The sequence below is a fragment of the Enterobacter sp. BIDMC 29 genome (assembly GCF_019378755.1).
Classification (GTDB): domain Bacteria; phylum Pseudomonadota; class Gammaproteobacteria; order Enterobacterales; family Enterobacteriaceae; genus Enterobacter; species Enterobacter ludwigii.
This window is the reverse complement of sequence record NZ_CP080000.1, coordinates 2,548,460-2,575,172: the sequence shown is the minus strand read 5'-3', so window position 1 is coordinate 2,575,172 and position 26,713 is coordinate 2,548,460. Positions and strand designations below refer to the sequence as shown.

Annotated in this window: 27 protein-coding genes; 18 read left to right on the top strand and 9 right to left on the bottom strand. The window is 55.2% G+C overall.

What is annotated here, in order from left to right; genetic code table 11:
* Positions 1 to 12 precede the first annotated feature (12 nt).
* Positions 13 to 2,292, top strand: a complete 2,280-nt coding sequence (gene maeB, locus JTA15_RS11455; protein ID WP_014171100.1) for an NADP-dependent oxaloacetate-decarboxylating malate dehydrogenase — start codon at positions 13 to 15, stop codon at positions 2,290 to 2,292.
* 18 nt (positions 2,293 to 2,310) lie between these two features.
* Here maeB and hemF read toward each other — a convergent pair whose 3' ends face one another.
* The gene (gene hemF, locus JTA15_RS11450) at positions 2,311 to 3,210 is read right to left on the bottom strand and encodes an oxygen-dependent coproporphyrinogen oxidase (protein ID WP_219372307.1); all 900 of its coding nucleotides are present in this window, start codon (positions 3,208 to 3,210) and stop codon (positions 2,311 to 2,313) included.
* A complete protein-coding gene (gene amiA, locus JTA15_RS11445; protein WP_014171098.1) occupies positions 3,210 to 4,085 on the bottom strand; it encodes an N-acetylmuramoyl-L-alanine amidase AmiA in 876 nt (291 codons plus the stop codon). The genes hemF and amiA overlap by 1 nt, the downstream gene beginning before the upstream one ends.
* A 212-nt stretch (positions 4,086 to 4,297) precedes the next feature.
* Between amiA and JTA15_RS11440 the strand changes: the two genes are divergently transcribed.
* The 10 genes from JTA15_RS11440 to pdxK all read left to right on the top strand — a co-directional run bounded on the left by JTA15_RS11440 (position 4,298) and on the right by pdxK (position 12,637).
* Positions 4,298 to 4,723, top strand: a complete 426-nt coding sequence (locus JTA15_RS11440; protein ID WP_020883079.1) for a GNAT family acetyltransferase — start codon at positions 4,298 to 4,300, stop codon at positions 4,721 to 4,723.
* Positions 4,710 to 5,159 (top strand): DUF2919 domain-containing protein, encoded by a 450-nt coding sequence (locus JTA15_RS11435; protein WP_219372305.1) that lies wholly within the window; start codon positions 4,710 to 4,712, stop codon positions 5,157 to 5,159. The genes JTA15_RS11440 and JTA15_RS11435 overlap by 14 nt, the downstream gene beginning before the upstream one ends.
* Before the next feature lie 63 nt (positions 5,160 to 5,222).
* Complete coding sequence (locus JTA15_RS11430) at positions 5,223 to 5,798, top strand: RpoE-regulated lipoprotein (RefSeq protein ID WP_020883081.1); 576 nt, start codon at positions 5,223 to 5,225, stop codon at positions 5,796 to 5,798.
* 92 nt (positions 5,799 to 5,890) lie between these two features.
* Entirely contained in the window at positions 5,891 to 6,790 is a 900-nt protein-coding gene (locus JTA15_RS11425) for a Dyp-type peroxidase (protein ID WP_014171094.1), read from the top strand.
* A 175-nt stretch (positions 6,791 to 6,965) separates the two neighbouring features.
* Positions 6,966 to 7,979 carry a sulfate ABC transporter substrate-binding protein gene (locus JTA15_RS11420; protein ID WP_219372303.1) on the top strand — a complete coding sequence of 338 codons (1,014 nt, stop codon included), beginning with the start codon at positions 6,966 to 6,968 and terminating at the stop codon, positions 7,977 to 7,979.
* Positions 7,979 to 8,812 carry a sulfate/thiosulfate ABC transporter permease CysT gene (cysT, locus tag JTA15_RS11415; RefSeq protein ID WP_020883084.1) on the top strand — a complete coding sequence of 278 codons (834 nt, stop codon included), beginning with the start codon at positions 7,979 to 7,981 and terminating at the stop codon, positions 8,810 to 8,812. The genes JTA15_RS11420 and cysT overlap by 1 nt, the downstream gene beginning before the upstream one ends.
* The gene (cysW, locus tag JTA15_RS11410; RefSeq protein ID WP_020883085.1) at positions 8,812 to 9,687 is read left to right on the top strand and encodes a sulfate/thiosulfate ABC transporter permease CysW; all 876 of its coding nucleotides are present in this window, start codon (positions 8,812 to 8,814) and stop codon (positions 9,685 to 9,687) included. Before cysT ends, cysW begins: the two co-directional genes overlap by 1 nt.
* Positions 9,677 to 10,771: a sulfate/thiosulfate ABC transporter ATP-binding protein CysA gene (gene cysA, locus JTA15_RS11405; RefSeq protein WP_014171090.1), complete on the top strand. Its 1,095-nt coding sequence runs from the start codon at positions 9,677 to 9,679 to the stop codon at positions 10,769 to 10,771. The genes cysW and cysA overlap by 11 nt, the downstream gene beginning before the upstream one ends.
* 112 nt (positions 10,772 to 10,883) lie before the next feature.
* Positions 10,884 to 11,795 carry a cysteine synthase CysM gene (gene cysM / locus JTA15_RS11400; RefSeq protein ID WP_014171089.1) on the top strand — a complete coding sequence of 304 codons (912 nt, stop codon included), beginning with the start codon at positions 10,884 to 10,886 and terminating at the stop codon, positions 11,793 to 11,795.
* 5 nt (positions 11,796 to 11,800) lie between these two features.
* Complete coding sequence (gene pdxK / locus JTA15_RS11395; RefSeq protein ID WP_025203495.1) at positions 11,801 to 12,637, top strand: pyridoxine/pyridoxal/pyridoxamine kinase; 837 nt, start codon at positions 11,801 to 11,803, stop codon at positions 12,635 to 12,637.
* A 44-nt stretch (positions 12,638 to 12,681) separates the two neighbouring features.
* Here pdxK and crr read toward each other — a convergent pair whose 3' ends face one another.
* The 5 genes from crr to cysZ form a co-directional block, all read right to left on the bottom strand.
* Entirely contained in the window at positions 12,682 to 13,191 is a 510-nt protein-coding gene (crr, locus tag JTA15_RS11390) for a PTS glucose transporter subunit IIA (protein ID WP_003861316.1), read from the bottom strand.
* A gap of 40 nt (positions 13,192 to 13,231) precedes the next feature.
* Positions 13,232 to 14,959: a phosphoenolpyruvate-protein phosphotransferase PtsI gene (gene ptsI, locus JTA15_RS11385; protein WP_014171087.1), complete on the bottom strand. Its 1,728-nt coding sequence runs from the start codon at positions 14,957 to 14,959 to the stop codon at positions 13,232 to 13,234.
* A gap of 44 nt (positions 14,960 to 15,003) precedes the next feature.
* Positions 15,004 to 15,261: a phosphocarrier protein Hpr gene (gene ptsH, locus JTA15_RS11380; RefSeq protein WP_000487600.1), complete on the bottom strand. Its 258-nt coding sequence runs from the start codon at positions 15,259 to 15,261 to the stop codon at positions 15,004 to 15,006.
* A gap of 317 nt (positions 15,262 to 15,578) precedes the next feature.
* Positions 15,579 to 16,550 (bottom strand): cysteine synthase A, encoded by a 972-nt coding sequence (gene cysK / locus JTA15_RS11375; RefSeq protein WP_020883087.1) that lies wholly within the window; start codon positions 16,548 to 16,550, stop codon positions 15,579 to 15,581.
* A 163-nt stretch (positions 16,551 to 16,713) separates the two neighbouring features.
* A complete protein-coding gene (gene cysZ / locus JTA15_RS11370) occupies positions 16,714 to 17,475 on the bottom strand; it encodes a sulfate transporter CysZ (protein ID WP_014171085.1) in 762 nt (253 codons plus the stop codon).
* Positions 17,476 to 17,705: 230 nt separating this feature from the next.
* Here cysZ and zipA point away from each other — a divergent pair, with 230 nt between their 5' ends.
* From zipA to JTA15_RS11355, 3 genes are all read left to right on the top strand, one after another.
* A complete protein-coding gene (zipA, locus tag JTA15_RS11365) occupies positions 17,706 to 18,692 on the top strand; it encodes a cell division protein ZipA (RefSeq protein WP_219372301.1) in 987 nt (328 codons plus the stop codon).
* A gap of 69 nt (positions 18,693 to 18,761) precedes the next feature.
* A complete protein-coding gene (gene ligA, locus JTA15_RS11360; RefSeq protein ID WP_025203500.1) occupies positions 18,762 to 20,777 on the top strand; it encodes an NAD-dependent DNA ligase LigA in 2,016 nt (671 codons plus the stop codon).
* A 1-nt stretch (position 20,778) separates the two neighbouring features.
* Positions 20,779 to 20,994 (top strand): DUF3820 family protein, encoded by a 216-nt coding sequence (locus JTA15_RS11355; protein ID WP_014171082.1) that lies wholly within the window; start codon positions 20,779 to 20,781, stop codon positions 20,992 to 20,994.
* On the opposite strand, the gene JTA15_RS11350 is transcribed toward JTA15_RS11355, so the two are convergent.
* Entirely contained in the window at positions 20,991 to 21,986 is a 996-nt protein-coding gene (locus JTA15_RS11350; RefSeq protein ID WP_014171081.1) for a bile acid:sodium symporter family protein, read from the bottom strand. The two genes, JTA15_RS11355 and JTA15_RS11350, sit on opposite strands and share 4 nt — an antisense overlap.
* A gap of 89 nt (positions 21,987 to 22,075) precedes the next feature.
* Between JTA15_RS11350 and JTA15_RS11345 the strand changes: the two genes are divergently transcribed.
* Entirely contained in the window at positions 22,076 to 23,011 is a 936-nt protein-coding gene (locus JTA15_RS11345) for a LysR family transcriptional regulator (protein WP_014171080.1), read from the top strand.
* Here JTA15_RS11345 and JTA15_RS11340 read toward each other — a convergent pair.
* On the bottom strand, positions 23,008 to 23,349 hold the full coding sequence (locus JTA15_RS11340; protein WP_020883093.1) for a FlxA-like family protein: 342 nt from the start codon (positions 23,347 to 23,349) through the stop codon (positions 23,008 to 23,010). The genes JTA15_RS11345 and JTA15_RS11340 overlap by 4 nt on opposite strands.
* Positions 23,350 to 23,556: 207 nt before the next feature.
* Between JTA15_RS11340 and xapA the strand changes: the two genes are divergently transcribed.
* The 3 genes from xapA to JTA15_RS11325 all read left to right on the top strand — a co-directional run bounded on the left by xapA (position 23,557) and on the right by JTA15_RS11325 (position 26,645).
* The gene (gene xapA / locus JTA15_RS11335; protein ID WP_014171078.1) at positions 23,557 to 24,381 is read left to right on the top strand and encodes a xanthosine phosphorylase; all 825 of its coding nucleotides are present in this window, start codon (positions 23,557 to 23,559) and stop codon (positions 24,379 to 24,381) included.
* A gap of 51 nt (positions 24,382 to 24,432) precedes the next feature.
* Entirely contained in the window at positions 24,433 to 25,689 is a 1,257-nt protein-coding gene (locus JTA15_RS11330; RefSeq protein WP_219372299.1) for a nucleoside permease, read from the top strand.
* A gap of 68 nt (positions 25,690 to 25,757) precedes the next feature.
* Positions 25,758 to 26,645, top strand: coding sequence for a LysR family transcriptional regulator (locus JTA15_RS11325; protein ID WP_020883096.1), 888 nt, complete (start codon positions 25,758 to 25,760; stop codon positions 26,643 to 26,645).
* Positions 26,646 to 26,713 lie beyond the last annotated feature (68 nt).

Here is a 26,713-nt window from a genome sequence, read left to right as displayed (position 1 = left end):
AGGAAAAATAAGATGGATGATCAGTTAAAACAGAGTGCTCTCGATTTCCACGAGTTCCCTGTCCCAGGTAAAATTCAGGTCTCCCCGACAAAACCGCTGGCGACTCAGCGCGATCTGGCGCTGGCCTACTCACCCGGCGTCGCGGCGCCGTGCCTCGAAATCGAAAAAGATCCGCTGGCAGCCTATAAATACACCGCGCGTGGCAACCTGGTCGCCGTAATCTCTAACGGGACGGCGGTGCTGGGATTAGGCAATATTGGTGCGCTGGCCGGTAAGCCCGTGATGGAAGGCAAGGGCGTTCTGTTCAAGAAATTTGCCGGTATTGACGTGTTCGATATCGAAGTGGATGAGCTCGATCCTGATAAATTCATCAACGTGGTTGCCGCGCTGGAACCGACCTTCGGTGGGATCAACCTCGAAGACATCAAAGCGCCGGAATGTTTCTATATCGAGCAGAAACTGCGCGAGCGTATGAACATTCCCGTGTTCCATGATGACCAGCACGGTACCGCGATTATCAGCACCGCGGCCATTCTGAACGGTCTGCGTGTGGTTGAGAAAAATCTCTCTGACGTGCGTATGGTGGTCTCCGGCGCAGGCGCGGCGGCAATCGCCTGTATGAACCTGCTGGTGGCGCTGGGCATGCAGAAGCACAACATTGTGGTCTGCGACTCCAAAGGCGTTATTTACAAGGACCGTGAGCCGAACATGGCGGAAACCAAAGCGGCCTACGCGGTAGAAGACGACGGTAAACGCACGCTGGAGGACGTGATTGACGGCGCGGATATCTTCCTTGGCTGTTCAGGCCCGAAAGTGCTGACCCAGGAGATGGTGAAGAAAATGGCGCGTGCGCCAATGATTCTGGCGCTGGCAAACCCGGAGCCGGAAATTCTGCCGCCGCTGGCAAAAGCCGTGCGTGAAGATGCCATTATCTGTACCGGTCGTTCCGATTACCCGAACCAGGTGAACAACGTTCTCTGCTTCCCGTTCATCTTCCGCGGGGCGCTGGACGTGGGGGCGACGGCGATCAACGAAGAGATGAAGCTCGCGGCCGTTCATGCCATTGCGGAACTGGCGCACGCCGAGCAGAGCGAAGTGGTCGCCTCGGCGTATGGTGACCAGGATTTGAGCTTTGGCCCGGACTACATCATTCCAAAACCATTCGACCCGCGTCTGATTGTCAAAATCGCCCCGGCGGTTGCTAAGGCGGCAATGGACTCCGGCGTGGCGACGCGCCCCATCAAAGATTTCGATGCTTACGTCGATAAGCTCACCGAGTTTGTCTACAAAACCAACCTGTTTATGAAGCCCATTTTCTCCCAGGCGCGTGCCGACGCGAAACGCGTGGTGCTGGCGGAAGGGGAAGAGGCGCGCGTTCTGCATGCTACGCAGGAGCTGATCACCTTAGGTCTGGCGAAGCCAATCCTGATCGGTCGTCCGAGCGTTATCGAGATGCGTATTCAGAAGCTGGGGCTGCAGATCAAAGCGGGTGTGGATTTTGAGATCGTTAATAACGAATCCGATCCGCGCTTTAAAGAGTACTGGAACGAATACTACGCGATCATGAAACGTCGCGGGATCACCCAGGAGCAGGCGCAAAAGGCCGTGATCAGCAACACCACGGTGATCGGGGCGATCATGGTCCACCGCGGTGAAGCGGATGCGTTGATCTGCGGCACGATCGGTGATTACCACGAGCACTTCAGCGTGGTGCAGGAGATCTTCGGCTATCGCGAAGGGGTCCACACCGCCGGGGCGATGAACGCGCTGCTGCTGCCAAGCGGCAACACCTTTATTGCCGACACCTACGTTAACGACGATCCGAGCCCGGAAGAGCTGGCGGAGATCACCGTGATGGCGGCAGAAACCGTGCGTCGCTTTGGTATTGAACCGAAGGTGGCGCTGCTGTCGCACTCCAACTTCGGTTCGTCAAAATCAGCGGCGGCGTGCAAAATGCGCCAGACGCTGGAGCTGGTTCGTCAGCGTGCGCCGGAACTGATGATTGACGGCGAGATGCACGGTGATGCTGCGCTGGTGGAGAGCATTCGTAACGAACGCATGCCGGACAGTCCGCTGAAAGGTTCTGCAAACGTGCTGATTATGCCGAACGTGGAAGCGGCCCGCATCAGCTACAACCTGCTGCGTGTCTCCAGCTCTGAAGGGGTCACCGTAGGACCGGTGCTGATGGGCGTGGCGAAGCCAGTGCACGTGTTGACGCCGATTGCTTCGGTGCGTCGTATCGTGAATATGGTGGCACTGGCGGTGGTTGAAGCGCAGACGCAGCCGCTGTAAGCGCTGCGCCTGCCGGTATTACACCCAGTCCCGAATCGTAATAAAGTCTTTCAGGGCAGCCTCCGGGCTGCCTTCTTTTGGCTCGTAGCTGTACTCCCAGCGAACCAGCGGCGGCATCGACATCAAAATGGACTCCGTGCGCCCGCCGGTCTGCAGGCCAAACAGCGTACCGCGATCCCATACCAGGTTGAACTCTACGTAGCGCCCGCGGCGGTAAAGCTGGAACTCGCGCTCGCGCACGCCGTAGTCGGTATCTTTACGCCGCGCCACGATCGGCAGATAGGCCCCGGTATACCCTTCACCTACCGCCCGCATAAAGCTGAATGCGGTATCAAAATCTGGCGTGTTGAGATCGTCAAAGAACAGCCCGCCAATGCCGCGCTGCTCATCGCGGTGCTTCAGATAAAAATAGTCATCGCACCATTTTTTAAATTTCGGGTAGATGTCGTCCCCAAACGGCTGACAGAGATCGCGTGCGGTGGTGTGCCAGTGCACGGCATCTTCTTCAAACCCGTAGTAGGGCGTTAAGTCAAAACCGCCGCCAAACCACCAGACCGGATCGGACCCGGGTTTTTCAGCAATGAAAAAGCGCACGTTGGCATGGCTGGTCGGCACATACGGGTTGTGCGGATGAACCACCAGCGATACGCCCATTGCTTCGAAGCTGCGGCCTGCCAGTTCTGGTCGATGAGCCGTGGCGGAAGCGGGCATCGCGTCTCCGTGGACGTGGGAAAAATTGACGCCAGCCTGCTCAAAGATGCCACCGTTACGCAGCACGCGGCTGCGTCCGCCGCCACCGGCTTCGCGCTGCCAGCTATCTTCCTGAAATTCACCGCCATCTGCGGCGGCCAGTTTCTGGCAAATCTCATCCTGCAGCTGCAGCAGGAATGTTTTTACCAGCTGTGCATTGGGTTTCATCAACGTTTCCTGGAGTGCGCTTTCTGGTTATCGAACCAGTTGAAGTAACTGATTATGCCTGAGGCGATGGCGTTGGCGATCTTCTGGCGAAACGCGGTGGTGCCGAGCAGGCGCTCTTCCTCCGGGTTGGTGATGAACGACGTCTCCACCAGCACGGACGGAATTGACGGCGACTTAAGCACCACGAACGCCGCCTGTTCGGTGCTCCTGCTGTGCAGGCGATGCACCGGTTTAATCTTCTTCAGAATATGCGAGCCGAGCGTCAAGCTGTTTTTAATGGTGTCCGTCTGAACGAGGTCAAACAGCACCTGCTGTAACAGATGATCTTTGTCGGTGGCTTTTTTCCCCGCAACCTCATCCGCCCGGTTTTCACGATCGGAGAGATATTTCGCCATGGCGCTACTCGCCCCACGGTTGGAGAGGGCGAACACCGAAGCCCCCGCCGCCGACGGGTTGGTAAAACCGTCCGCGTGAATCGACATAAACAGATCGGCACCGTGCTGGTGGGCGATCTCTACGCGGTCGTACAGCGGAATAAACGTGTCGCCAGAACGCGTCAGGCGGGCGTCAATGCCATTGCTGCGTAAAATTGCGCGCACATTTTTTGCAATCGCTAACACGACATGCTTTTCTTTCGCACCGTTTTTACCAATAGCGCCGGTATCAATTCCGCCGTGACCGGGGTCCAGCATGACCAGACGCTTCGCGCCCGGCTTTTTCGATTTCGGTTTACTGTGTCCGTTACTGGTTTTGAGCGTGCTCTCTTCTTTAGCCTGAGCCTGCTGTGCGATGCCCGTTAACGTTAAGGCCGCCAGCCCCGCTTTGAGAACCTGACGACGCGATGTGAGTGCTTTTAATGGTTTGAATGTGCTCATGCGGCCTGAATTGTAAAAATTGGGGTCCTGGTGTTATATCGTATCGTGATTAGCGTTACGACAGTCCTTATTGAGAATTGTTTTACTTTTCATTTCAATACGTGACAAAGTGACATTATGCCAAATTTTGGCGAGTTTTTCCCCGGTTATTGGCTAAACGCGATGTTCACGCCATAATCACTGTTTTTAAACCCGAAAAGGCGGTTAATACCATGGAGATACGCGTTTTTCGCCAGGAAGATTTCGAAGAGGTGATCACCCTTTGGGAGCGCTGCGATCTGCTGCGTCCGTGGAACGATCCGGAAATGGATATTGAACGTAAGCTGAATCACGACGTCAGTCTGTTTCTGGTGGCAGAAGTCAACGGCGAGGTGGTGGGAACAGTGATGGGCGGGTACGATGGCCATCGCGGCTCGGCCTATTATCTGGGCGTGCACCCGGAATTTCGTGCGCGCGGCATCGCCAATGCGCTGCTCAATCGGCTGGAAAAGAAACTCATTGCCCGCGGCTGCCCGAAGATTCAGATCATGGTGCGGGAAGATAACGACGTGGTGCTGGGCATGTATGAACGCCTGGGTTATGAACACGCGGACGTACTGAGCTTAGGTAAGCGCCTGATAGAAGATGAAGAGTACTGAGATCCATCCGGCAGATTATGATGCGCAAGGGCGTGTCAGGCTGCCCTTTTTGTTCTGGTGCGTTCTGCTGCTGCAGGCCCGTACCTGGGTGCTGTTTGTGATGGCCGCCGCGTCGCGCGGGCAGGGCGATACCCTTCTGACGCTCTTTTATCCCGATCACGATGCCTTCTGGCTCGGCTTGCTGCCGGGCGTACCGGCAGTGATGGCGTTTTTATGCAGCGGGCGACGGCATACGATCCCGCGTCTGTGGGGTGTGCTTCGCTGGCTGCTGATCCTCGCTCAGCTTGCGCTGCTCGTCTGGCAACCGGTGCTCTGGTGGGGCGGTGAACCGCTTACGGGGATCGGTATTGCGCTGGTCGTAGCGGATATCGTGGCGCTGCTGTGGCTGCTGACGAATCCCCGCCTTCGCGCCTGTTTTACGCATCAGGAAGATTAACCTGGCACTTTTTGCCGATACCGCACTCCAACAAGCGTTGATTTAACACGTAAGGACGTTTCAATGAAATCGCTGCGTTTACTTTTATGCGCTCTCCCGCTGGCGTTAACCGGCTGTTCAACGCTCTCATCAATTAACTGGTCTGCGGCCTATCCGTGGAACTGGTTTGGCTCTTCAACGGAAGTGACCGAGCAGGGCGTGGGTAAAATTACCGCCGCGACGGCGCTGGATCAGGACGCCCTTCAGGATGCACTGGGTGGCGGTTATCGCCTGCGCAGCGGCATGAAAACAGAAAACGGCAATATCGTGCGTTATTTCGAAGCGCTGAAGGGTGACACGCTGGCGCTGGTGATTAACGGTGATAAAGGCACGGTAAACCGCATTGCTGTGATGGACGACGACATCCCAACCGAAAGCGGTGTGAAAGTGGGAACCCCGTTTAGCGAACTCTATAAACAGGCCTTCGGCAACTGCACCAGTGCCCCGTCTGACGACGGCGTGGCGGTGGAATGTAAAGCGCAGGGCAGCCAGCACATCAGCTATCTCTTCACCGGTACCTGGAGTGGTCCGGAAGGTTTAATGCCGTCTGACGACACGCTGAAAAGCTGGAAAGTGAGCAAAATTATCTGGAAGCAGTAATTTGCGCCTGGACAAACCGTCTCGCTGAAATACGGGTATAATAGCCGCCATCAATGCCACGCTGACGTGGCATCTTTATTTCAGGAGGAGCGATGTCTCAGGTTCAGAGTGGCATTTTGCCAGAACATTGCCGCGCGGCGATTTGGATTGAAGCCAATGTTAAAGGGGATGTGGATGCCCTGCGTGCGGCCAGTAAAGCGTTCGTTGATAAGCTGGCCACCTTCCAGGCCAAATTCCCGGACGCCCATCTGGGCGCGGTCGTTGCCTTTGGTCATAACGTCTGGCGTCAACTGAGCGGTGGCGAAGGCGCCGAAGAGCTGAAGGATTTTATCCCTTACGGTAAAGGCCTGGCACCCGCAACGCAGTTCGACGTGCTGATCCACATTCTCTCGCTGCGTCATGATGTGAACTTCTCTGTTGCCCAGGCGGCGGTTGCGGCTTTTGGTGACAGCATTGACGTTCAGGAAGAGATCCACGGTTTCCGTTGGGTGGAAGAACGCGACCTGAGCGGCTTCGTTGACGGAACTGAAAACCCGGCGGGTGAAGAGACGCGTCGTGAAGTGGCGGTGATCAAAGACGGTGTCGACGCGGGCGGCAGCTATGTGTTCGTCCAGCGCTGGGAGCACAACCTCAAGCAGCTGAACCGCATGAGCGTGCATGACCAGGAGATGATGATTGGCCGTACGAAAGAGGCCAACGAAGAGATCGACGGCGATGCCCGTCCTGTCACCTCTCACCTGAGCCGCGTTGACCTCAAGGAAGACGGGAAAGGTCTGAAGATTGTTCGCCAGAGCCTGCCATACGGCACAGCAAGCGGTACCCACGGTCTTTACTTCTGTGCGTACTGCGCGCGCCTGCATAACATCGAACAGCAACTGCTGAGCATGTTTGGCGATACCGACGGCAAGCGTGACGCCATGCTGCGCTTCACCAAACCGGTGACCGGCGGCTACTACTTCGCCCCGTCCGTCGAGCGTCTGCTGGCGCTGTAAGTGCTGTCCACCCTCTCCCGCACGGAGAGGGCTGGGGTGCGGACCACGACGGGCTGCACCCTTATTCTCTTTTCTGCTTGTAAATCACCAAACGGTATATAAAACCGTTACTCCTTTCGTCCTCGTTATAAATATTATGACTATAAGATAGTCATCACATTTATAAGGGTGCGCAATGGCCGTTACTGTACTGAAAAAAGGATCGCTGGCACTGGCAGGTTTGCTGCTGGTGGCACAGGCGCAGGCTACTGAGCTGCTGAACAGTTCGTATGATGTTTCCCGCGAGCTGTTTGCCGCCCTTAACCCACCGTTTGAACAGCAGTGGGCGAAAGACAACAACGGCGACAAGCTGACCATTAAACAGTCACACGCAGGGTCGTCCAAGCAGGCGCTGGCCATTCTCCAGGGGCTGAAAGCGGATGTGGTGACCTATAACCAGGTCACTGACGTGCAGATCCTGCACGACAAAGGCAAGCTGATCGCCGCTGACTGGCAGAGTCGTTTGCCGAACAACAGCTCACCGTTCTACTCCACCATGGGTTTCCTGGTGCGTAAGGGCAACCCGAAAAATATCCACGACTGGAATGACCTGGTGCGTTCCGACGTGAAGCTGATTTTCCCGAATCCAAAAACCTCCGGTAACGCGCGCTATACCTATCTGGCAGCGTGGGGCGCGGCGGACAAAGCTGACGGTAACGATAAAGCGAAAACCGAGCAGTTCATGACCCAGTTCCTGAAAAACGTCGAGGTGTTTGATACCGGCGGTCGCGGCGCGACCACGACCTTTGCAGAGCGCGGCCTGGGCGATGTGCTGATCAGCTTTGAGTCGGAAGTGAATAATATCCGCAAACAGTACGAGGCGCAGGGTTTCGAGGTCGTTATCCCGAAAACCAATATCCTCGCCGAGTTCCCGGTAGCGTGGGTAGATAAAAACGTGCAGTCCAACGGCACAGAGAAAGCGGCAAAAGCTTACCTCAACTACCTGTACAGCCCACAGGCGCAGACGATCATTACCGATTACTACTACCGCGTGAATAACCCGGATGTGATGAACAAACTGAAGGATAAATTCCCGCAGACCGAGCTGTTCCGCGTGGAAGACCATTTCGGCTCCTGGCCTGATGTCATGAAAACGCATTTTGCCAGCGGCGGTGAGTTAGACAAATTGCTAGCGACGGGGCGTAAGTAATGTTTGCAGTCTCTACCAGACGTGTGCTGCCGGGCTTTACCTTAAGCCTCGGGACCAGCCTGCTGTTCGTCTGCCTGATCTTATTGTTGCCGCTCAGCGCGCTGGTGATGCAGCTTGCGCAAATGAGCTGGGCGCAGTACTGGGAAGTGATAACCAACCCGCAGGTCGTCGCAGCCTATAAGGTGACGCTGCTGTCGGCGTTTGTGGCGTCCATTTTTAACGGGGCCTTTGGCCTGCTGATGGCGTGGATCTTAACCCGCTACCGTTTCCCGGGCCGTACGCTGCTCGACGCGTTAATGGACCTGCCGTTTGCGCTGCCGACGGCGGTGGCGGGGTTAACCCTTGCCTCGCTCTTTTCCGTGAACGGATTTTACGGTGAGTGGCTGGCGAAGCTTGATATCAAAGTGACCTATACCTGGCTCGGTATCGCGGTCGCGATGGCGTTTACCAGTATTCCTTTTGTTGTACGCACCGTGCAGCCTGTGCTCGAAGAATTAGGCCCTGAATATGAAGAAGCGGCGGAAACGCTGGGTGCCACGCGCTGGCAGAGCTTCCGCAAGGTCGTCCTGCCTGAGCTTTCTCCGGCGCTGCTGGCCGGTATCGCGCTGTCGTTTACCCGTAGCCTCGGTGAGTTCGGCGCGGTTATTTTCATTGCCGGGAACATTGCGTGGAAAACCGAAGTCACCTCGCTGATGATTTTTATCCGCTTGCAGGAGTTTGATTACCCGGCGGCGAGCGCGATTGCCTCGGTCATTCTTGCCGCATCGCTGCTGCTGCTCTACTCAATTAACACTCTGCAAAGTCGCTTTGGTCGACGCGTGGTAGGTCACTGATGGCGGAAGTTACTCAATTGAAGCGATACGATGCTCCCCGTATCAACTGGGGAAAATGGTTTCTGATTGGTACGGGCGTGTTGGTGTCCGCCTTCATTCTCGTCGTGCCGACGATTTATATTTTTGTTCAGGCGTTCAGCAAGGGGTTGATGCCCGCGCTGGAAAACCTGGCGAACCCGGATATGCTGCACGCCATCTGGCTGACCGTACTGATTGCACTTATCACGGTGCCGGTCAACCTGGTGTTCGGTACGCTGCTGGCCTGGCTGGTAACGCGCTTTAACTTCCCGGGACGTCAGCTGCTGCTGACCCTGCTGGATATCCCGTTTGCCGTGTCGCCGGTAGTGGCCGGTCTGGTGTATCTGCTCTTCTACGGCTCTAACGGCCCGCTGGGCGGCTGGCTGGATGAGCATAACCTGCAGGTCATGTTTGCCTGGCCGGGCATGGTGCTGGTCACGGTGTTTGTAACCTGTCCGTTTGTGGTGCGCGAACTGGTCCCGGTGATGTTAAGCCAGGGCAGCAACGAAGATGAAGCAGCAATTCTGCTGGGCGCATCCGGCTGGCAGATGTTCCGCCGCGTGACGCTGCCGAATATTCGCTGGGCGCTGCTCTACGGCGTCGTGCTGACCAATGCCCGCGCCATTGGCGAGTTCGGTGCAGTTTCGGTCGTCTCGGGCTCCATCCGCGGCGAAACGCTGTCGTTACCGTTACAGATTGAATTACTGGAACAGGACTACAACACCGTCGGTTCCTTTACTGCCGCAGCGTTACTGACGCTGATGGCGATTTTGACCCTGTTTTTGAAGAGTGTGGTGCAGTGGCGTTTAGAGAACCAGGAAAAACGTCAGCACCAGGAGGGAAATCATGAGCATTGAGATTGCCAATATTAAGAAGTCTTTTGGTCGCACCCAGGTGCTGAATGATATCTCGCTGGATATCCCTTCCGGACAAATGGTGGCACTGCTCGGGCCGTCTGGCTCGGGTAAAACCACGCTGCTGCGCATTATCGCCGGGCTTGAGCATCAGACCAGCGGACATATTCGTTTTCACGGTACCGACGTAAGCCGTTTGCACGCCCGCGACCGTAAAGTGGGCTTTGTGTTCCAGCATTACGCGCTGTTCCGCCATATGACCGTGTTCGATAACATCGCTTTCGGTCTGACTGTGCTGCCTCGCCGCGAGCGCCCGGATGCGGCCACCATCAAAGCGAAAGTGACCAAACTGCTGGAGATGGTACAGCTTGCGCATCTGGCTGACCGCTTCCCGGCGCAGCTTTCCGGCGGCCAGAAGCAGCGCGTCGCGCTGGCGCGGGCCCTGGCCGTTGAGCCGCAAATTCTGCTGCTGGATGAGCCGTTTGGCGCGCTGGATGCGCAGGTGCGTAAAGAGTTACGCCGCTGGCTGCGTCAGCTGCATGAAGAGCTGAAATTCACCAGCGTCTTCGTCACCCACGATCAGGAAGAGGCGATGGAAGTCGCGGACCGCGTGGTGGTGATGAGCCAGGGGAACATCGAGCAGGTTGATGAACCAGAGCAGCTCTGGCGTGAACCGGCGACCCGATTTGTCCTCGAGTTTATGGGCGAAGTTAACCGGCTGCAGGGCACCATCCGCGGTGGGCAATTCCACGTGGGCGCACACCGCTGGCCGCTGGGATACACCTCCGCACATCAGGGGCCGGTCGATCTGTTCCTGCGTCCCTGGGAAGTGGACGTGAGCCGCCGGACGAGTCTGGATTCACCGCTGCCGGTGCAGGTGCTGGAAGCTAGCCCTAAAGGGCACTACACCCAATTGGTGGTACAACCGCTGGGCTGGTATACCGAGCCGCTGACGGTGGTGATGCGTGATGACGAGCCGCCGTACCGGGGCGAACGCCTGTTTGTTGGGCTGCAGCATGCCCGTATTTATCATGGCAATGAGCGCATAGAGACGCGCGAGGATATTGCTCTGGCGGAGTCAGCCTGATAGGTTAATGACACGTAGTTTGACCGGAGGCGCTGCGCTTAGCCGGTCTGGAATATGATCTCCGTATGCCCGGAGCGCTGCGCGCCACCGGGCTTTTTATTGGACAGCGATCTTGAACACATTAGAACACACCATCGGCAACACCCCTCTGGTCAAACTTCAGCGCATGGGGCCGGACAACGGCAGCGAAATCTGGGTCAAACTCGAAGGCAATAACCCTGCCGGTTCGGTGAAGGACCGGGCTGCGTTGTCCATGATTGTGCAGGCCGAAAAACGCGGTGAAATTCAGCCCGGCGACGTGCTGATTGAAGCCACCAGCGGTAACACCGGTATTGCGCTGGCAATGATTGCCGCGCTGAAAGGCTATCGCATGACGTTGCTGATGCCCGATAACATGAGCCAGGAGCGCCGTGCGGCGATGCGCGCCTATGGTGCCGAACTGATTCTGGTCTCTAAAGAAGAGGGGATGGAAGGGGCGCGCGACCTGGCGCTAGCCATGGCCGAACGCGGTGAAGGCAAACTGCTCGATCAGTTTAATAACCCGGATAACCCGTACGCTCACTACACCACTACCGGTCCGGAAATCTGGCAGCAGACCAACGGGCGCATCACTCACTTCGTCTCCAGCATGGGCACGACAGGGACCATTACCGGCGTATCCCGTTTTCTGCGCGAGCAGGAAAAGGCGGTAACGATTGTGGGTCTGCAGCCGGAAGAGGGGAGCAGCATACCGGGTATTCGCCGCTGGCCGGCGGAATACATGCCGGGCATTTATAACGCCCAGCTGGTGGATCAGGTGCTGGATATTCATCAACGCGAGGCGGAGAATACGATGCGTGAACTGGCCGTGCGTGAAGGTATCTTCTGCGGGGTCAGCTCGGGTGGCGCGGTAGCGGGAGCATTGCGTGTTGCGCAGGCACATCCCGGGGCTGTCGTGGTGGCGATTATCTGCGACCGCGGCGATCGCTATCTTTCTACCGGCGTCTTTGGTGAAGAGAGTTATACGCAGGGGGCGGGGATTTAAGCGTCATGGAGATGATTTTATTCCGGGATAACACCCGGGCGCAGCAAACCGATATTGTCGCGGTACAGTCGCAGGTGGTTTACGGCAGCGTGGGGAACAGCATTGCGGTGCCGAACATTCGTACCCACCGGCTGACCGTCACCGCCGTGCCGACCGTGCTGTTCAGCAACACGCCGCACTACGATACCTTTTACGGTGGCGTGATCCCCGATGAGTGGTTCAGCGGGTATCTTAAGGCGCTGGAAGAGCGCGAGATCCTGCGCGAGCTTAAAGCCGTTACCACGGGCTACATGGGCAGCGCCAGCCAGATAAAATGCCTGGCGCAGTGGCTCACCACGATCAAAGCGCAGCATCCTGACCTGCTGGTGTTGGTTGACCCCGTTATTGGCGATATTGACAGTGGGATGTATGTGAAACCTGATATCCCTGAGGCGTATCGGGAGTACCTGCTGCCACTGGCGCAGGGGATCACGCCTAACGTCTTTGAGCTGGAAGTGCTAAGCGGTAAGCCGTGTCGTACGCCTGAAAGCGCTATAGCGGCAGCGCAGGGGTTACTTTCCGACACGCTGAAATGGGTGGCCATCACCAGTGCGCCGGTGGCGGACGATCCGGAGAATATTCACGTGGTGCTGGTTACCCGAGACGGTGTGACCGTCAGTGCGCATCCGCGTGTTGAAACGGACCTGAAAGGCACGGGCGACCTCTTCTGTTCAGAGCTGGTGAGCGGGATCGTTGAGGGCAAAACCGTTGCCGATGCGATTCGCATGGCAGGAGACCGCGTCACAGATGTGATGATTTATACGCAGTCGAAAGGCTACGACGAGCTTATCCTGCCCGCATAAACAAAAATGGCGCCCGAAGGCGCCATTTTTCTGTGCGGCAAGAATTACTTCTTGATGCGGATAACCGGGGTTTCACCCACGGTGACGCTGCCAGACAGTTTGATCAGTTCTTTGATTTCGTCCATGTTGGAGATAACAACCGGCGTCAGGGTAGACTTGGCTTTTTCTTCCAGCAGTGGCAGATCGAATTCAATCACCGGGTCGCCAACTTTAACACGCTGGCCTTCTTCCGCGATACGTTTGAAGCCTTCGCCTTTCAGTTCAACGGTGTCGATACCGAAGTGAACGAACAGTTCGATACCGCTATCAGATTCGATAGAGAACGCATGGTTGGTTTCAAAAATTTTACCGATGGTGCCGTCAACTGGAGCAACCATTTTGTTGCCAGTTGGTTTGATAGCAATGCCATCACCAACGATTTTCTCAGCAAACACTACATCCGGCACGTCTTCGATGTTGACGATCTCGCCGGAGAGCGGAGCAACAATCTCAATAGTTCCGGAGTCTTTCTTATCATCAGAAACCAGAGATTTCAGTTTATCGAACAAACCCATGATCTTCTCCTAAGCAGTAATTTGGGCCGCATCTCGTGGATTAGCAGATTGTTTTTTCTTCAATGAACTTGTTAACCAGCGTCATTAACTCGTCCGTTGTCGGTTGAGCAAGAGCCTGCTCTGCTAACACCTTCGCATCTTCGAAGTTCGTGTTACGGATAATCTTCTTAATGCGCGGGATGGAAATGGCGCTCATAGAGAATTCGTCCAGACCCATACCCAGCAACAGAAGTGTAGCACGTTCGTCGCCTGCAAGCTCACCACACATGCCAGTCCATTTACCTTCTGCATGAGAAGCATCAATAACTTGCTTGATCAAGTTCAGTACGGACGGTGACATTGGCTGGTAGAGATGTGAAATCATATCATTACCACGGTCAACTGCCAGGGTGTACTGCGTTAAATCATTGGTACCGATACTAAAGAAATCAACTTCTTTGGCTAAATGACGCGCAATGGTCGCCGCCGCAGGTGTTTCCACCATCACGCCGATCTCAATTGACTCGTCAAATGCTTTACCTTCGTCGCGCAGTTCCTGTTTGTAGATTTCGATCTCTTTCTTCAGTGCACGCACTTCTTCAACAGAGATGATCATCGGGAACATGATGCGCAGTTTACCGAAAGCAGACGCACGCAGGATAGCGCGAACCTGATCGCGCAGGATCTCTTTACGATCCATCGCGATACGAATCGCACGCCAGCCCAGGAACGGGTTCTCTTCTTTCGGGAAGTTCATGTACGGCAGCTCTTTGTCGCCACCGATATCCATGGTACGGACGATAACCGCCTGAGAGCCACACGCTTCAGCCACAGCTTTGTACGCAGCAAACTGTTCTTCTTCAGTTGGCAGCGCGTCACGGTCCATGAACAGGAATTCAGTACGATAGAGACCCACACCTTCCGCGCCGTTGCGCTCAGCGCCATCGACGTCACGTACGGTACCGATGTTTGCGCACACTTCAACCTGATGACCGTCCAGAGTGATGGCTGGCAGGTCTTTCAGCTTAGCGAGTTCCGCTTTTTCAGTCGCAACTTGCTCCTGAACCGCGCGCAGTTTTTCGATCTCTTCGTTAGTTGGGTTGACGTAAACCACGTTGTTTACGGCATCCAGAATCAGATAATCGTCGTTTTTAACCTGAGAGGTGACGCTACCGGTACCCACAATGGCAGGCAGTTCCAGAGAACGCGCCATGATAGAGGTGTGGGAGGTACGGCCGCCCGCGTCAGTGATGAAACCGAGGACCTTTTTCAGGTTCAACTGTGCGGTTTCAGACGGGGTCAGATCGGCGGCAACCAGGATGACTTCATCCTGAATAGCGCTCAGGTCGATAATGGCCAGACCCAGGATGTTGCGCAGCAGGCGCTTACCGATGTCACGTACGTCAGCCGCACGCTCTTTCAGGTATTCATCATCCAGTTCTTCCAGGGCAGTTGCCTGACCTTCGATAACTTCATGCGCAGCAGCGTCTGCCGTCATGCTTTTATCTTTAATCAGGGCTATGATTTCCTGCTCCAGCTCCTCATCTTCGAGCAGCATGATGTGCCCTTCGAAGATGGCTTCTTTTTCTTCACCGAAAGTTTCGCCAGCTTTAGTCTTGATTGCTTCCAGTTGCGCAGATGCCTTGGCACGACCGCTCAGAAAACGTTCAACTTCCTGATCAACCTTGTCGGCAGAAATTTTTTTCCGGTCGATGACGATCTCGTCTTCTTTCAGCAGCAGTGCTTTGCCGAAAGCGATACCCGGGGATGCTAAAATGCCTGAAATCATAACCCTACCTTACTTGTGACTGATATTTAAAAGAACCCGGAAACTTACTCGAGCTCAGCCATCAGTTTTACCAGATGCTCAACTGCTTTCTGCTCGTCTTCACCTTCAGCAGAGATGGTGACAACGGTACCCTGAGTCAGACCCAGAGTCTGCAGTTTGAACAGGCTTTTTGCGCTGGCGCTTTTGCCGTTGGAAGTCACAGTGATTTCAGAAGTGAAGCCTTTCGCTTCTTTAACAAACTGAGCAGCAGGGCGGGTGTGCAGACCGTTCGGAGCGGTAATGGTAACTTCTTGCTGGAACATTGTATTTCCCCAACTTATAGGTTTAGTGTTGTGGAACTAAAGTCTAGCCTGGCGACTTAACTTTAGCCTGTATTGTTAGCGCTGACGTTTCGATCGTCATTAAACATTATGCAGCGAAAGCAAGACTTGAACCAAATCATAAAATCGATTCAGCAAGGCTATTTCGTTCACTGATTAATTTCACGCATCAAAATAATTGCTGGTTTAAATACCAGACCCAACGGGGTGAATCAATGCCAGGAGGGGTAAAACTTTGAAGCAGGCCACAAAAAAGCACCCAAAAAGGTGCTTTTTTACGCGTTATTAACATGCTGGCATTACTGTTGCAGTTCTTTTTCAGTGAACAGATCGGCAAACAGTGCGGTGCTCAAGTAACGCTCACCCGATGAAGGCAGGATAACCACAATATTCTTATTGGTAAAGGCCTCATCTTCCTGAAGTTTGAGCGCTGCCGCAACAGCAGCACCGGAAGAGATGCCCGCCAGAATACCTTCCTCGTCCATCAGACGACGTGCGGTAGAGATAGCTTCTTCGTTGGTGATGGTCACCACTTTATCAATAAGCTTCAGATCCAGGTTGCCCGGAATGAAGCCGGCACCGATACCCTGAATTTTATGTGGGCCGGGTTTGATCTCTTCGCCCGCCAGCGCCTGGGTGATCACCGGTGAGTCGGTTGGTTCCACGGCAACGGTGATCAGGTCTTTTTTACCTTTTGTGCCTTTTATATAGCGCGACACGCCAGTCAGGGTTCCGCCGGTGCCTACACCGGAGATAAATACATCAACCTGACCGTCGGTATCTTCCCAAATTTCCGGGCCGGTGGTCTTTTCGTGAATTTCCGGGTTCGCCGGGTTGCTGAACTGTTGCAGCAGCAGATATTTCGCCGGATCGCTGGCAACAATCTCTTCTGCTTTCTGAATCGCACCCTTCATGCCTTTGGCACCTTCGGTCAGCACCAGGTTCGCGCCCAGCGCTTTCAGCAGTTTGCGACGTTCGATGCTCATGGTTTCAGGCATGGTCAGCGTCAGTTTATAACCGCGCGCCGCCGCAACATAGGCCAGTGCGATACCGGTGTTACCGCTGGTCGGTTCAACCAGCTCAACGCCTGGCTTCAGCACGCCACGTTTTTCAGCATCCCAAATCATATTTGCACCGATACGGCACTTCACGCTGAAGCTCGGGTTACGTGATTCGACCTTCGCCAGAATGCGTCCATTACCGATACGGTTCAGTCGAACCAGGGGCGTATGACCGATAGTCAGCGAGTTGTCTTCATAAATCTTACTCATGGCCTGTCCTTAACTGTATGAAATTGGGATACCGTCCCAGCATACCTGTTGAACAGGTAGGGGGAAGTAAGGAATTCGCATATCTATATACTGCAAGGAAATAATGGGGATCAGTATGGAATAAGGGGCGGCATAAGCCACCCCCTTTTTACACATTTTTGCATTACTTCCATAACGCGTGCTTAGCACGGTAGCAGTCAACCCACATCGCCGTTGCGCCGCAAACGGCGACCGGCATGATGAACAGGTTGAGCACTGGGATCATGGTGAACAGACTGGTCAGCGCCCCGAACTGCATATTCGCGACTTTTTGCGTGCGCAGGGCGCTGCGCATCGTTTTGAACGGCACCTTGTGGTTATCGAACGGATAATCGCAGTACTGGATTGCCAGCATCCAGGCGCTGAACAGGAACCACAGCACCGGGGCCACCGTCTGACCGACGCCAGGGACAAAATAAAGGATAAGCAGCACAATGGCGCGGGGAAGATACCAGGCAAACTTCTGCCATTCGCGCTTCATGATGCGTGGGATATCTTTCATGATCCCCAGCATGCCCGTATCCGGCGGCGTTGCGCCGGTAAGACGTGCTTCCAGCTGTTCTGCCAGCAGGCCGTTAAACGGCGCAGCTATCCAGTTTGCAATCGTCGAGAAGAAGTAGCCGAACACCAGCAGCACGGAGATAACCGCTACCGGCCAGAGCAGGTAATTCAGCCACTGCAGCCAGTCCGGCACATGGCTCATCAGCGAAGGGATCCAGCTCTCCAGTCTGGTGAACAGCCACCAGAACGCGCCGCCCATCAGGATAATGTTAATCAGCAACGGCAGAATGACGTAGCGACGAATCCCCGGCAGTGAGACCAGTTTCCAGCCCTGAGAAAAATACCAGACGCCGCTGCGCGGGGGAGAAGATGATGTTGAAACCATAACCAGGCTGTACTCCTTTTTTCACAACCAGTGGAATTGCCCGCCTATATTATCCACTTACGGACCAATGACCAGTTCGGAAATGTTCGAAAAAACAGCAAAAAGCACGATTTAGTTCATCTTTATGCTGTGAATGCTCTGCACACACTTGCACTTGACGTAAACGGCAAATACTCTTAGTGAGTAAATGTTTGCCGTGGTGGCAAGGTGTTAGAACAACAGAGAATATAATGATGCAGGATTTGCGTCTGATATTAATCATTGTTGGCGCGATCGCCATAATCGCTTTACTGGTACATGGTTTCTGGACCAGCCGTAAAGAGCGTTCCTCTATGTTTCGCGATCGCCCACTGAAGCGCATGAAGTCCAGTCGTGATGACGATGACAGTGAAAATGACATCGACGGAAGCGACGACGACGGCGTGGGTGAGGTTCGTGTTCATCGGGTCAATACTGCGCCCGGCGCGGCTCATGGGGAGCATGAAGCCCCTCGTCAGCCTCCGCAGCACCAGTATCAACCGCCGTATGCTTCTGCACAGCCGCGCCAGCAGGCGCCGCAGGCTGGAGAAGAGCCGGTGCGTCAGCCGCCGCAACAGCCTGTCCATCAGCAGCCTGCTGCGCCACAGCCGGTTCAGCAACAGCCTGTGCAGCAACCCGCGCTACAACAGCCTGCGCAGCCGGTATACCAACCGCAGCAGCCTGTTCACGTGCAGCCTGCACCTCAGCCTGCGCCGGCCCCGCTCGTTGAACCAGAGCCTGTGGTTGAGCCAGAACCGGTTGTTGAAAAACCGCAGCGTAAAGAAGCGGTCATCATCATGAACGTGGCTGCGCATCATGGCACCCACCTGAATGGCGATGTCCTGCTTAACAGCATTCAACAGGCAGGCTTCAAGTTTGGCGACATGAATATTTTCCATCGTCACCTGAGTCCTGACGGTAGCGGTCCGGCGCTGTTTAGCCTGGCCAATATGGTCAACCCTGGCACCTTTGACCCGGAAATGACCGGTGATTTCGTGACGCCGGGTGTCACTATCTTCATGCAGGTGCCGTCCTACGGTGACGAACTGCAAAACTTTAAGCTGATGCTGCAGTCCGCGCAGCACATTGCTGACGAAGTCGGTGGTGTGGTGCTCGACGATCAGCGTCGTATGATGACGCCGCAGAAACTGCGCGAGTATCAGGACCGCATCCGCGAAGTTAAGGAAGCCAACGCGTAATCATCGCGTTTACATCGACTCCTCCTCAACCCCCGCATGTCGGGGGTTTTTTCTCATTGATGGTGTGATATGGACTCAATCGAACAACAACTCACTGAACTGCGAACCACGCTTCGCCATCATGAATACCTCTATCATGTTATGGACGCGCCGGAAGTGCCGGATGCGGAGTATGACCGTCTGATGCGCGAGCTGCGCGAGCTAGAGGCGCAGCACCCGGAATTGATTACGCCCGACTCACCCACGCAGCGCGTGGGCGCGGAGCCGCTGGGTGCTTTCAGTCAGGTACGTCATGAAGTCCCAATGTTGTCTCTGGATAACGTCTTTGATGAAGAGAGCTTCCTCGCGTTTAACAAGCGCGTGCAGGATCGCCTCAAAAGCAGCGACTCCCTGACCTGGTGCTGCGAGTTGAAGCTGGATGGTCTGGCGGTCAGCCTTCTCTATGAAAACGGTGTGCTGGTGCGTGCCGCGACGCGGGGTGATGGTACGACGGGTGAAGACATTACCACCAACGTACGCACCATCCGTGCGATCCCGCTGAAGCTGCAAGGGGATAATATTCCAGCCCGACTGGAAGTGCGCGGTGAGGTATTCCTCCCGCAGGCGGGCTTCGAGAAAATCAACGAAGAGGCGCGCCGTACCGGCGGGAAAGTGTTTGCTAACCCGCGTAATGCGGCGGCAGGCTCCTTGCGCCAGCTTGATCCCCGTATCACCGCGAAGCGACCGCTTACTTTCTTCTGCTATGGCGTCGGGATTCTGGAAGGCGGTGAACTGCCGGATACCCATCTCGGACGTTTATTGCAGTTTAAAGCGTGGGGCCTGCCGGTGAGTAACCGTGTTCAGCTGTGCGACTCCCCGGAAGCCGTGCTGGCGTTCTACCACAAAGTGGAAGAAGACCGCCCGACGCTTGGTTTTGATATTGATGGCGTGGTTATCAAGGTTAACTCACTTGCGCTGCAGGAGCAGTTAGGCTTTGTGGCGCGCGCGCCTCGCTGGGCAGTGGCGTTTAAATTCCCGGCGCAGGAGCAGATGACCTTTGTCCGTGACGTGGAGTTCCAGGTGGGCCGTACGGGCGCGATTACCCCGGTTGCCCGTCTGGAGCCGGTGCAGGTTGCTGGCGTGCTGGTGAGTAACGCCACGCTGCATAACGCCGATGAAATTGAACGTCTCGGCCTGCGCATTGGTGACAAAGTGGTGATTCGTCGCGCGGGCGATGTTATCCCGCAGGTGGTGAACGTGGTTGAGTCAGAGCGTCCTGACGATACGCGCGCCATCGTGTTCCCGACGCATTGCCCGGTATGCGGATCTGACGTTGAGCGCGTTGAAGGTGAAGCGGTGGCTCGCTGTACGGGTGGCTTAATCTGCGGGGCACAACGTAAAGAGTCACTGAAGCACTTCGTTTCCCGTCGGGCGATGGACGTCGACGGAATGGGTGACAAAATTATCGATCAGCTGGTTGAGAAAGAATATGTTCATACGCCTGCAGATCTCTTTAAACTGACCGCGGGTAAACTCACGGGTCTTGATCGCATGGGACCGAAGTCGGCCCAGAATGTGGTTAATGCCCTGGATGCTGCCAAAGAGACGACTTTTGCCCGATTCCTTTATGCGCTCGGTATTCGCGAAGTGGGCGAAGCTACGGCGGCGGGGCTGGCGGCGTATTTCGGTACGCTGGAAGCTCTGGAAAAAGCGAGTATTGACGAGCTGCAGAGAGTCCCGGACGTGGGGATTGTCGTCGCGACGCATGTCTTTAACTTCTTTGCCGAAGAGAGCAACCGCGAGGTGATCGGCAAGCTGCTGGAAGAGGGCATCAGATGGCCGGCTCCGGTCGTGGTCAACGCTGACGAGATCGACAGCCCGTTTGCCGGCAAAACGGTCGTGCTGACCGGCAGCCTGAGCCAGCTTTCACGTGATGATGCTAAAGCGCGACTGGTTGCGCTGGGCGCAAAAGTGGCAGGCAGCGTGTCGAAGAAAACCGACCTGGTTATTGCCGGGGAAGCCGCCGGTTCGAAGCTTGCTAAAGCTCAGGAGCTGGGCATTGAGGTTATCGACGAAGCGGAAATGATGCGCCTGTTAGGAGAGTAACGTGGAGAAAGAGCAGCTCGTTGAGATCGCCAACACGGAGATGCCATTCGGTAAATATAAAGGCCGCAGGCTGATTGATTTACCGGAAGATTATTTGCTGTGGTTTGCCCGCAAGGATGGGTTCCCGGCCGGACGACTGGGTGAACTGATGGCTATCACGTTACTGATTAAAACCGAGGGGCTGACGCAGTTGGTTCAGCCCCTGAAACGTCCTTAAGCTTTCGCGGCGCGGGTCTCTTCCTGCGCCTGTTTTTCCGTCTGGCGTTTGTAACGACGCGCCAGCACCGCGCAGACCATCAGCTGGATCTGATGGAAAATCATCAGTGGCAGTACCATCATCCCTATCATTGAGGTCGGGAAGAGAATGTTTGCCATAGGAATGCCGTTCGCCAGGCTCTTCTTCGAGCCACAGAAGACAATGGTAATTTCATCGGCTTTGTTGAAGCCGCACTTGCGGGCCACAAAGACGTTTACGCCAATCACAATCGCCAGCAGAACAAGGCTGACCACCACGATAAACAGCAGCGAGCCTGCGCCCACCTTATGCCAGATGCCATTCACAACCGCTTCACTGAAGGCTGAATAGACCACCAGCAGAATCGATGACTGGTCGGTTTTTGAGATCCATTTTTTGTGCTTTGCAACAAACGCGCCCGTCCACGGACGAGAGAGATGGCCCAGCACAAACGGCAGCAGCAGCTGCAGACAGATTTTACCTACTTGTTCCAGGTTACCTTCCGCACCGTGCATGTTCATCAGCAGACCCACCAGCAGCGGCGAAACGAAAATCCCTAACAGGCTGGATGCCGACGCTGAACAGACTGCGGCTGCGACGTTACCGCCCGCCAGAGAGGTAAACGCGATAGCGGACTGCACGGTGGCTGGCAGAATGCACAGATACAGGAAGCCGGTATAAAGGGCCGGGTCGACATTCACCGGCGCCCACCATGCGAACAGTACGCCGAGTACAGGGAAGAGGATGAACGTGCTGCACATCACCCACAGGTGCAGTCGCCAGTGGCTCCCCCCCGCAATAATGGCTTCGCGCGAGAGCTTTGCGCCGTGCATAAAGAACAACAGCGCGATGGCCGCGGTCGTCAGTCCTTCAAAAAAAGGAACGAACCCGCCCCGCGCGGGGAAGAAGGAGGCCAGTAATACCGTGACAACCAGAGTAAGCGTAAACGGATCAAGAATACGAAATAGTTTCATAATGACTCCTGAAAACAGATATCGCTATTGTGCTTTTTTCCATTTGAGAAATAAAATTGATTTATTGCATCCATTCATGAATTAAACAGATGAATTATTCCTTACGCCAGCTTCGCATTTTCGTCACCGTAGCCCATGCCCGCAGCTTCAGTCGGGCAGGGGAGATCATCGGCCTGAGCCAGTCCGCAGTAAGCCACAGCGTGAAAGAGCTGGAGAGCCAGACGGGTGTCCGGCTGCTCGATCGCACCACGCGTGAAGTCGTGCTCACGGAAGCCGGACAGCAGCTGGCTCAGCGCCTTGAACGGCTGCTGGACGAACTCAACAGTACGCTCAGAGATGTAGGTCGACTGGGACAGCAGCTGTCGGGTACCGTGCGGGTTGCGGCCAGCCAGACGATATCCGCGCACCTTATCCCGCAGTGTATTGCAGAGGGTAATCATCGCTATCCGGATATCGATTTTGTTTTGCATGACAGGCCGCAGCAGTGGGTGCTGGAGAGCATCCGTCAGGGTGATGTGGATTTTGGTATTGTTATCGATCCTGGTCAGGTGAGTGACCTGGAGTGTGAAATTGTGCTTTCTGAGCCGTTTCTGTTGCTTTGCCGGGACGACGATCCGCTAGCCGCGCAGCCGTCTGTTCACTGGCAGGCGTTGCAGGGAGCGAACCTGGTATTACAGGATTATGCCTCGGGCAGCCGTCCGCTGATTGATTCTGCGCTGGTGACGCAGGGCGTTAAGGCGACCATTGTGCAGGAGATTGGACACCCGGCAACGCTGTTTCCCATGGTGGAGGCCGGCATAGGGATCAGTGTATTACCCGCCCTGGCGCTCCCTTTGCCGCAGGGAAGCCGTCTGGTCGTGAAGCGACTGACGCCTGCTATTGAGCGAAAACTGATGCTGGTACGGCGAAAAAACCGTTCGCTCTCCGGGGCTGCGCAGGCTATCTGGGAAGTGGTGCGTATCCAGGCGCAACGATTAACCGAGGCCCGTATACGCGATCCACTGTTTAACTCAACAGAGCGTTAGACGTAAATGTCTATTTGATGATTGTCTGATGCGTTCTTCGGACCTTCCACGTTGACCAGACTTTGCTCTTGTTTCTTCTGTGCTTCTTCCGCCTGCTGGCGCTGCAGCTGTGCGAGCTGTGCCTGCAGCACTTTGATTTGCACCTGGATAAGCTCCTGCTGTTTCTTCTTCTCTTCCGCACTGCCGGAACCGTTCGCAACCTCTTTTAACTGTTGAGTCAGCTTGGTTATCTTGTCAGTGATGCGGCTGATCTGGGCAGCGATATCGTTGCCGCCGGAAGAACGACTCCCGCCACCGCTGGTTTGAATGGGCTGGGTTGTAGCCTGAATGGTCGTCATACTTTTTCCTCTCGCTGTAAAACAGAGGTATCGGCGCCAACGCAATTAGCTTGAGCAAAACTGCCATATCTGGCAGGGAAAGGTATTGATACCAAATCAGTATTGATGGTGCAGAGAAAGTGTATTGGAGGTAACCCGCAGGCTCCAGATATAAGACTAAGGTCATGCGATCGGTGATATCGCGATCTTAATTCTCAAGGAGCTTTTATGACCCTCTCGAATAATCCCTGGTTCTCTGCCGACATCATTCGTGCCGCTAAACCTGATTTCACTCCGCGGGTTGCGTTTATTCTCGGCTCAGGTCTTGGCGCGCTCGCCGAGCAGATTGTTGACGCTGTGGTACTGAGCTATGAAAAACTGCCGGGCTTCCCGGTGAGCACCGTTCACGGTCACGCCGGTGAGCTGGTGTTGGGGCATCTTGCCGGTGTTCCGGTCGCCTGCATGAAAGGGCGCGGTCACTTCTATGAGGGCCGCGGCATCGCCGTCATGACCGATGCAATCCGCACCTTCAAACTGCTGGGCTGCGAACTGCTGTTCAGTACCAATGCCGCCGGTTCGTTACGTCCGGAGGTTGAACCGGGAAGCCTGGTTGCCCTCAGCGACCACATCAACACCCTGCCGGGTACCCCGATGGTCGGGTTGAACGATGACCGTTTTGGCGACCGTTTTTTCTCGCTGGCCAATGCTTATGATGCAGATTGCCGTGCCCTGCTGCAGACCGTGGCGAGCGAGAAGGGCTTTCCATTGCATGAAGGGGTGTTTGTCTCTTATCCAGGCCCTAACTTCGAAACCGCGGCTGAGATCCGCATGATGCAGATCATCGGCGGAGATGTGGTGGGAATGTCAGTGGTGCCGGAAGTGATCTCGGCGCGCCACTGTGGCCTGAAGGTGGTCGCCGTTTCGGCCATAACCAACCTTGCTGAAGGTTTGAGCGATGTAAAACTGTCGCATGAACAAACGCTTGCCGCCGCCGAACTTTCTCGCCAGAACTTCATCGATCTTATCTGCGGTTTTCTGCGCCAGCTTGCCTGAGCGAAACAACATCGTGGCCCGTGAGGGCCACTCTGCTATAAGGAATCGGGTATGAACATCACGACGCGCTTAAAGATGATGTCCTTTATGCAATATTTTATCTGGGGAAGCTGGCTCGTTACTCTCGGCGCTTACATGATTAACACCCTGGGTTTTTCCGGCTCGGACGTGGGTATGGTCTACAGCTCGAAGGGGCTTGCCGCGATCGTCATGCCCTCGCTGGTGGGCATTATTGCCGATAAGTGGCTGCGGGCAGATCGTGCATATGTGATTTGCCATCTCGTCTGTGCCGTTGCGCTTTGCTATGCCGCGCAGGTCAATGAACCGGGGCTGATGTTCTGGGTCATGCTGGTTAATGCCATGGCCTTTATGCCAACCATTGCGCTTTCGAATACCATTTCCTACTCCTGTCTTGAGCAGGCAGGGCTGGACACGGTGACGCATTTTCCAACGGTGCGGGTCTATGGCACGGTAGGCTTCATTGTGGCGATGTGGGCCATAAGCCTGATGGGTGCAGAGTTAACCAACATTCAGCTCTACATTGCTGCTGCCGCGTCGCTGGTGCTGGCGCTCTATTCACTGACGTTACCGGCCATTCCGGTGGCGAAGAATAAAACCTCATCGACGCTGGCAAGCAAACTTGGCCTGAATGCGTTCGTCCTGTTTAAACAGCCCCGAATGGCGGTGTTCTTTTTGTTTGCGATGCTGCTGGGCGCCGTGCTGCAAATCACTAATACTTTCGGTAGCCCCTTTCTGCATGATTTTGCGCGTAATCCGGCGTATGCGGAAAGCTTTATCGTGAAATATCCTTCTATTTTGCTCTCCGTCTCGCAGATGTCAGAGGTGCTGTTCATCCTGTCCATTCCTTTCTTCCTCCGACGTTTTGGCATAAAAACCGTGATGTTGATGAGCATGGTGGCCTGGATGCTGCGGTTTGGACTCTTTGCGTATGGCGATCCTTCCGCGACAGGCGTCGGGCTGTTGATGCTGTCAATGCTGGTCTACGGTTGCGCGTTCGACTTCTTCAACATCTCCGGTTCGGTGTTTGTCGAACAGGAGGTAAGCGCTGATATCCGCGCCAGCGCGCAAGGGCTGTTTATGACGACCGTTAACGGTATCGGTGCTTATTTCGGATCGGTATTGAGCGGCGCGGCGGTAGATTATTTCTCCGTGGATGGGGTGAAAGACTGGCAGACCATCTGGCTGGTATTTGCGGCGTATGCGTTGGTGCTCGCCGTAGTGTTTTATTTCAGCTTTAACTATCGCCACACCAGTAAAAACAGCGAGTTGCGCACAGTTGCGCATTAAAGTTTTCCCGGCAGGCGGTGAAAGGCTTTAAGGTGGGAGCATAAGTGTTATCGCCAGGATATGTGTTGATGGAACGCGTCTACCGAACCGACCTCAAGCTGCTGCGCTATTTTCTGGCCGTCGCTGAGGAACTTCATTTTGGACGGGCTGCGGCCCGTCTCAATATGTCGCAGCCGCCGTTGAGCCTGCATATAAAAGAGCTGGAAAGTCAGCTCGGTACCTTACTGTTTATTCGCCACTCACGAAGCGTCGCCTTGACCCATGCGGGTAAAGTATTGATGGAAGAGTCCCGTCGACTGCTTGCCAGCGCAAACCAGGCACTGGCGCGGGTCGAACAAATTGGACGGGGTGAGGCGGGGCGGATTGCGCTGGGCATTGTCGGTACCGCCATGTGGAGCGAAGTGCGCACGGTCATGCGCACATTTTTGAAAGAGCATCCGAACGTTGATGTCGTCTTTCGCGAAAAGTCGCCGGTAATGCAAATGGCGCTGCTGGAGCGTCGGGAGCTGGATGTCGGGATCTGGCGAATGGCAACCGAGCCCACCGCAGGGTTTACCAGTATCCGCTTACGGGATGCGGCGTTTCTGGTTGCGCTGCCGGAGGATCACCGGCTGGTGGGGGAAAGCGCAATTGCGCTCACCGAACTGCAGAATGAGTACTTTGTAACTATGCCGTCTGCGCATTCTGACTGGTCGTTCTTACAGCGAGTGTGTCAGCAGGCCGGTTTTTCACCGATGATAGTGCGTGAAGCCGATGAACCGCAGACGGTGCTGGCAATGATCAGTATGGGAATGGGGATTACGTTAGCTGCTGACAGCTATGCGCAAATGCAGTGGCCCGGTGTGGTATTTCGTCCATTACAGGTACGTATACCGGCAGATTTGTATGTGGTGTATGACGAGAAGCAGGCGACGCCGGCGATTAAGTCGTTGATAGCAACGTTGACGGAAGAGTGATGTTATACCGCAGATAGCAAAAAAGCGCCTTTAGGGCGCTTTTTTACATTGGTGGGTCGTGCAGGATG

What these genes read in the sequence shown, in the direction of transcription:
- maeB (WP_014171100.1), top strand. Translation starts at nt 13, where the DNA reads ATGGATGATCAGTTAAAACAGAGTGCTCTCGATTTCCACGAGTTCCCT.
- hemF (WP_219372307.1), bottom strand. Translation starts at nt 3,210, where the DNA reads ATGAAACCCAATGCACAGCTGGTAAAAACATTCCTGCTGCAGCTGCAG.
- amiA (WP_014171098.1), bottom strand. Translation starts at nt 4,085, where the DNA reads ATGAGCACATTCAAACCATTAAAAGCACTCACATCGCGTCGTCAGGTT.
- JTA15_RS11440 (WP_020883079.1), top strand. Translation starts at nt 4,298, where the DNA reads ATGGAGATACGCGTTTTTCGCCAGGAAGATTTCGAAGAGGTGATCACC.
- JTA15_RS11435 (WP_219372305.1), top strand. Translation starts at nt 4,710, where the DNA reads ATGAAGAGTACTGAGATCCATCCGGCAGATTATGATGCGCAAGGGCGT.
- JTA15_RS11430 (WP_020883081.1), top strand. Translation starts at nt 5,223, where the DNA reads ATGAAATCGCTGCGTTTACTTTTATGCGCTCTCCCGCTGGCGTTAACC.
- JTA15_RS11425 (WP_014171094.1), top strand. Translation starts at nt 5,891, where the DNA reads ATGTCTCAGGTTCAGAGTGGCATTTTGCCAGAACATTGCCGCGCGGCG.
- JTA15_RS11420 (WP_219372303.1), top strand. Translation starts at nt 6,966, where the DNA reads ATGGCCGTTACTGTACTGAAAAAAGGATCGCTGGCACTGGCAGGTTTG.
- cysT (WP_020883084.1), top strand. Translation starts at nt 7,979, where the DNA reads ATGTTTGCAGTCTCTACCAGACGTGTGCTGCCGGGCTTTACCTTAAGC.
- cysW (WP_020883085.1), top strand. Translation starts at nt 8,812, where the DNA reads ATGGCGGAAGTTACTCAATTGAAGCGATACGATGCTCCCCGTATCAAC.
- cysA (WP_014171090.1), top strand. Translation starts at nt 9,677, where the DNA reads ATGAGCATTGAGATTGCCAATATTAAGAAGTCTTTTGGTCGCACCCAG.
- pdxK (WP_025203495.1), top strand. Translation starts at nt 11,801, where the DNA reads ATGGAGATGATTTTATTCCGGGATAACACCCGGGCGCAGCAAACCGAT.
- crr (WP_003861316.1), bottom strand. Translation starts at nt 13,191, where the DNA reads ATGGGTTTGTTCGATAAACTGAAATCTCTGGTTTCTGATGATAAGAAA.
- ptsI (WP_014171087.1), bottom strand. Translation starts at nt 14,959, where the DNA reads ATGATTTCAGGCATTTTAGCATCCCCGGGTATCGCTTTCGGCAAAGCA.
- ptsH (WP_000487600.1), bottom strand. Translation starts at nt 15,261, where the DNA reads ATGTTCCAGCAAGAAGTTACCATTACCGCTCCGAACGGTCTGCACACC.
- cysK (WP_020883087.1), bottom strand. Translation starts at nt 16,550, where the DNA reads ATGAGTAAGATTTATGAAGACAACTCGCTGACTATCGGTCATACGCCC.
- cysZ (WP_014171085.1), bottom strand. Translation starts at nt 17,475, where the DNA reads ATGGTTTCAACATCATCTTCTCCCCCGCGCAGCGGCGTCTGGTATTTT.
- zipA (WP_219372301.1), top strand. Translation starts at nt 17,706, where the DNA reads ATGATGCAGGATTTGCGTCTGATATTAATCATTGTTGGCGCGATCGCC.
- ligA (WP_025203500.1), top strand. Translation starts at nt 18,762, where the DNA reads ATGGACTCAATCGAACAACAACTCACTGAACTGCGAACCACGCTTCGC.
- JTA15_RS11350 (WP_014171081.1), bottom strand. Translation starts at nt 21,986, where the DNA reads ATGAAACTATTTCGTATTCTTGATCCGTTTACGCTTACTCTGGTTGTC.
- JTA15_RS11345 (WP_014171080.1), top strand. Translation starts at nt 22,076, where the DNA reads ATGAATTATTCCTTACGCCAGCTTCGCATTTTCGTCACCGTAGCCCAT.
- JTA15_RS11340 (WP_020883093.1), bottom strand. Translation starts at nt 23,349, where the DNA reads ATGACGACCATTCAGGCTACAACCCAGCCCATTCAAACCAGCGGTGGC.
- xapA (WP_014171078.1), top strand. Translation starts at nt 23,557, where the DNA reads ATGACCCTCTCGAATAATCCCTGGTTCTCTGCCGACATCATTCGTGCC.
- JTA15_RS11330 (WP_219372299.1), top strand. Translation starts at nt 24,433, where the DNA reads ATGAACATCACGACGCGCTTAAAGATGATGTCCTTTATGCAATATTTT.
- JTA15_RS11325 (WP_020883096.1), top strand. Translation starts at nt 25,758, where the DNA reads ATGGAACGCGTCTACCGAACCGACCTCAAGCTGCTGCGCTATTTTCTG.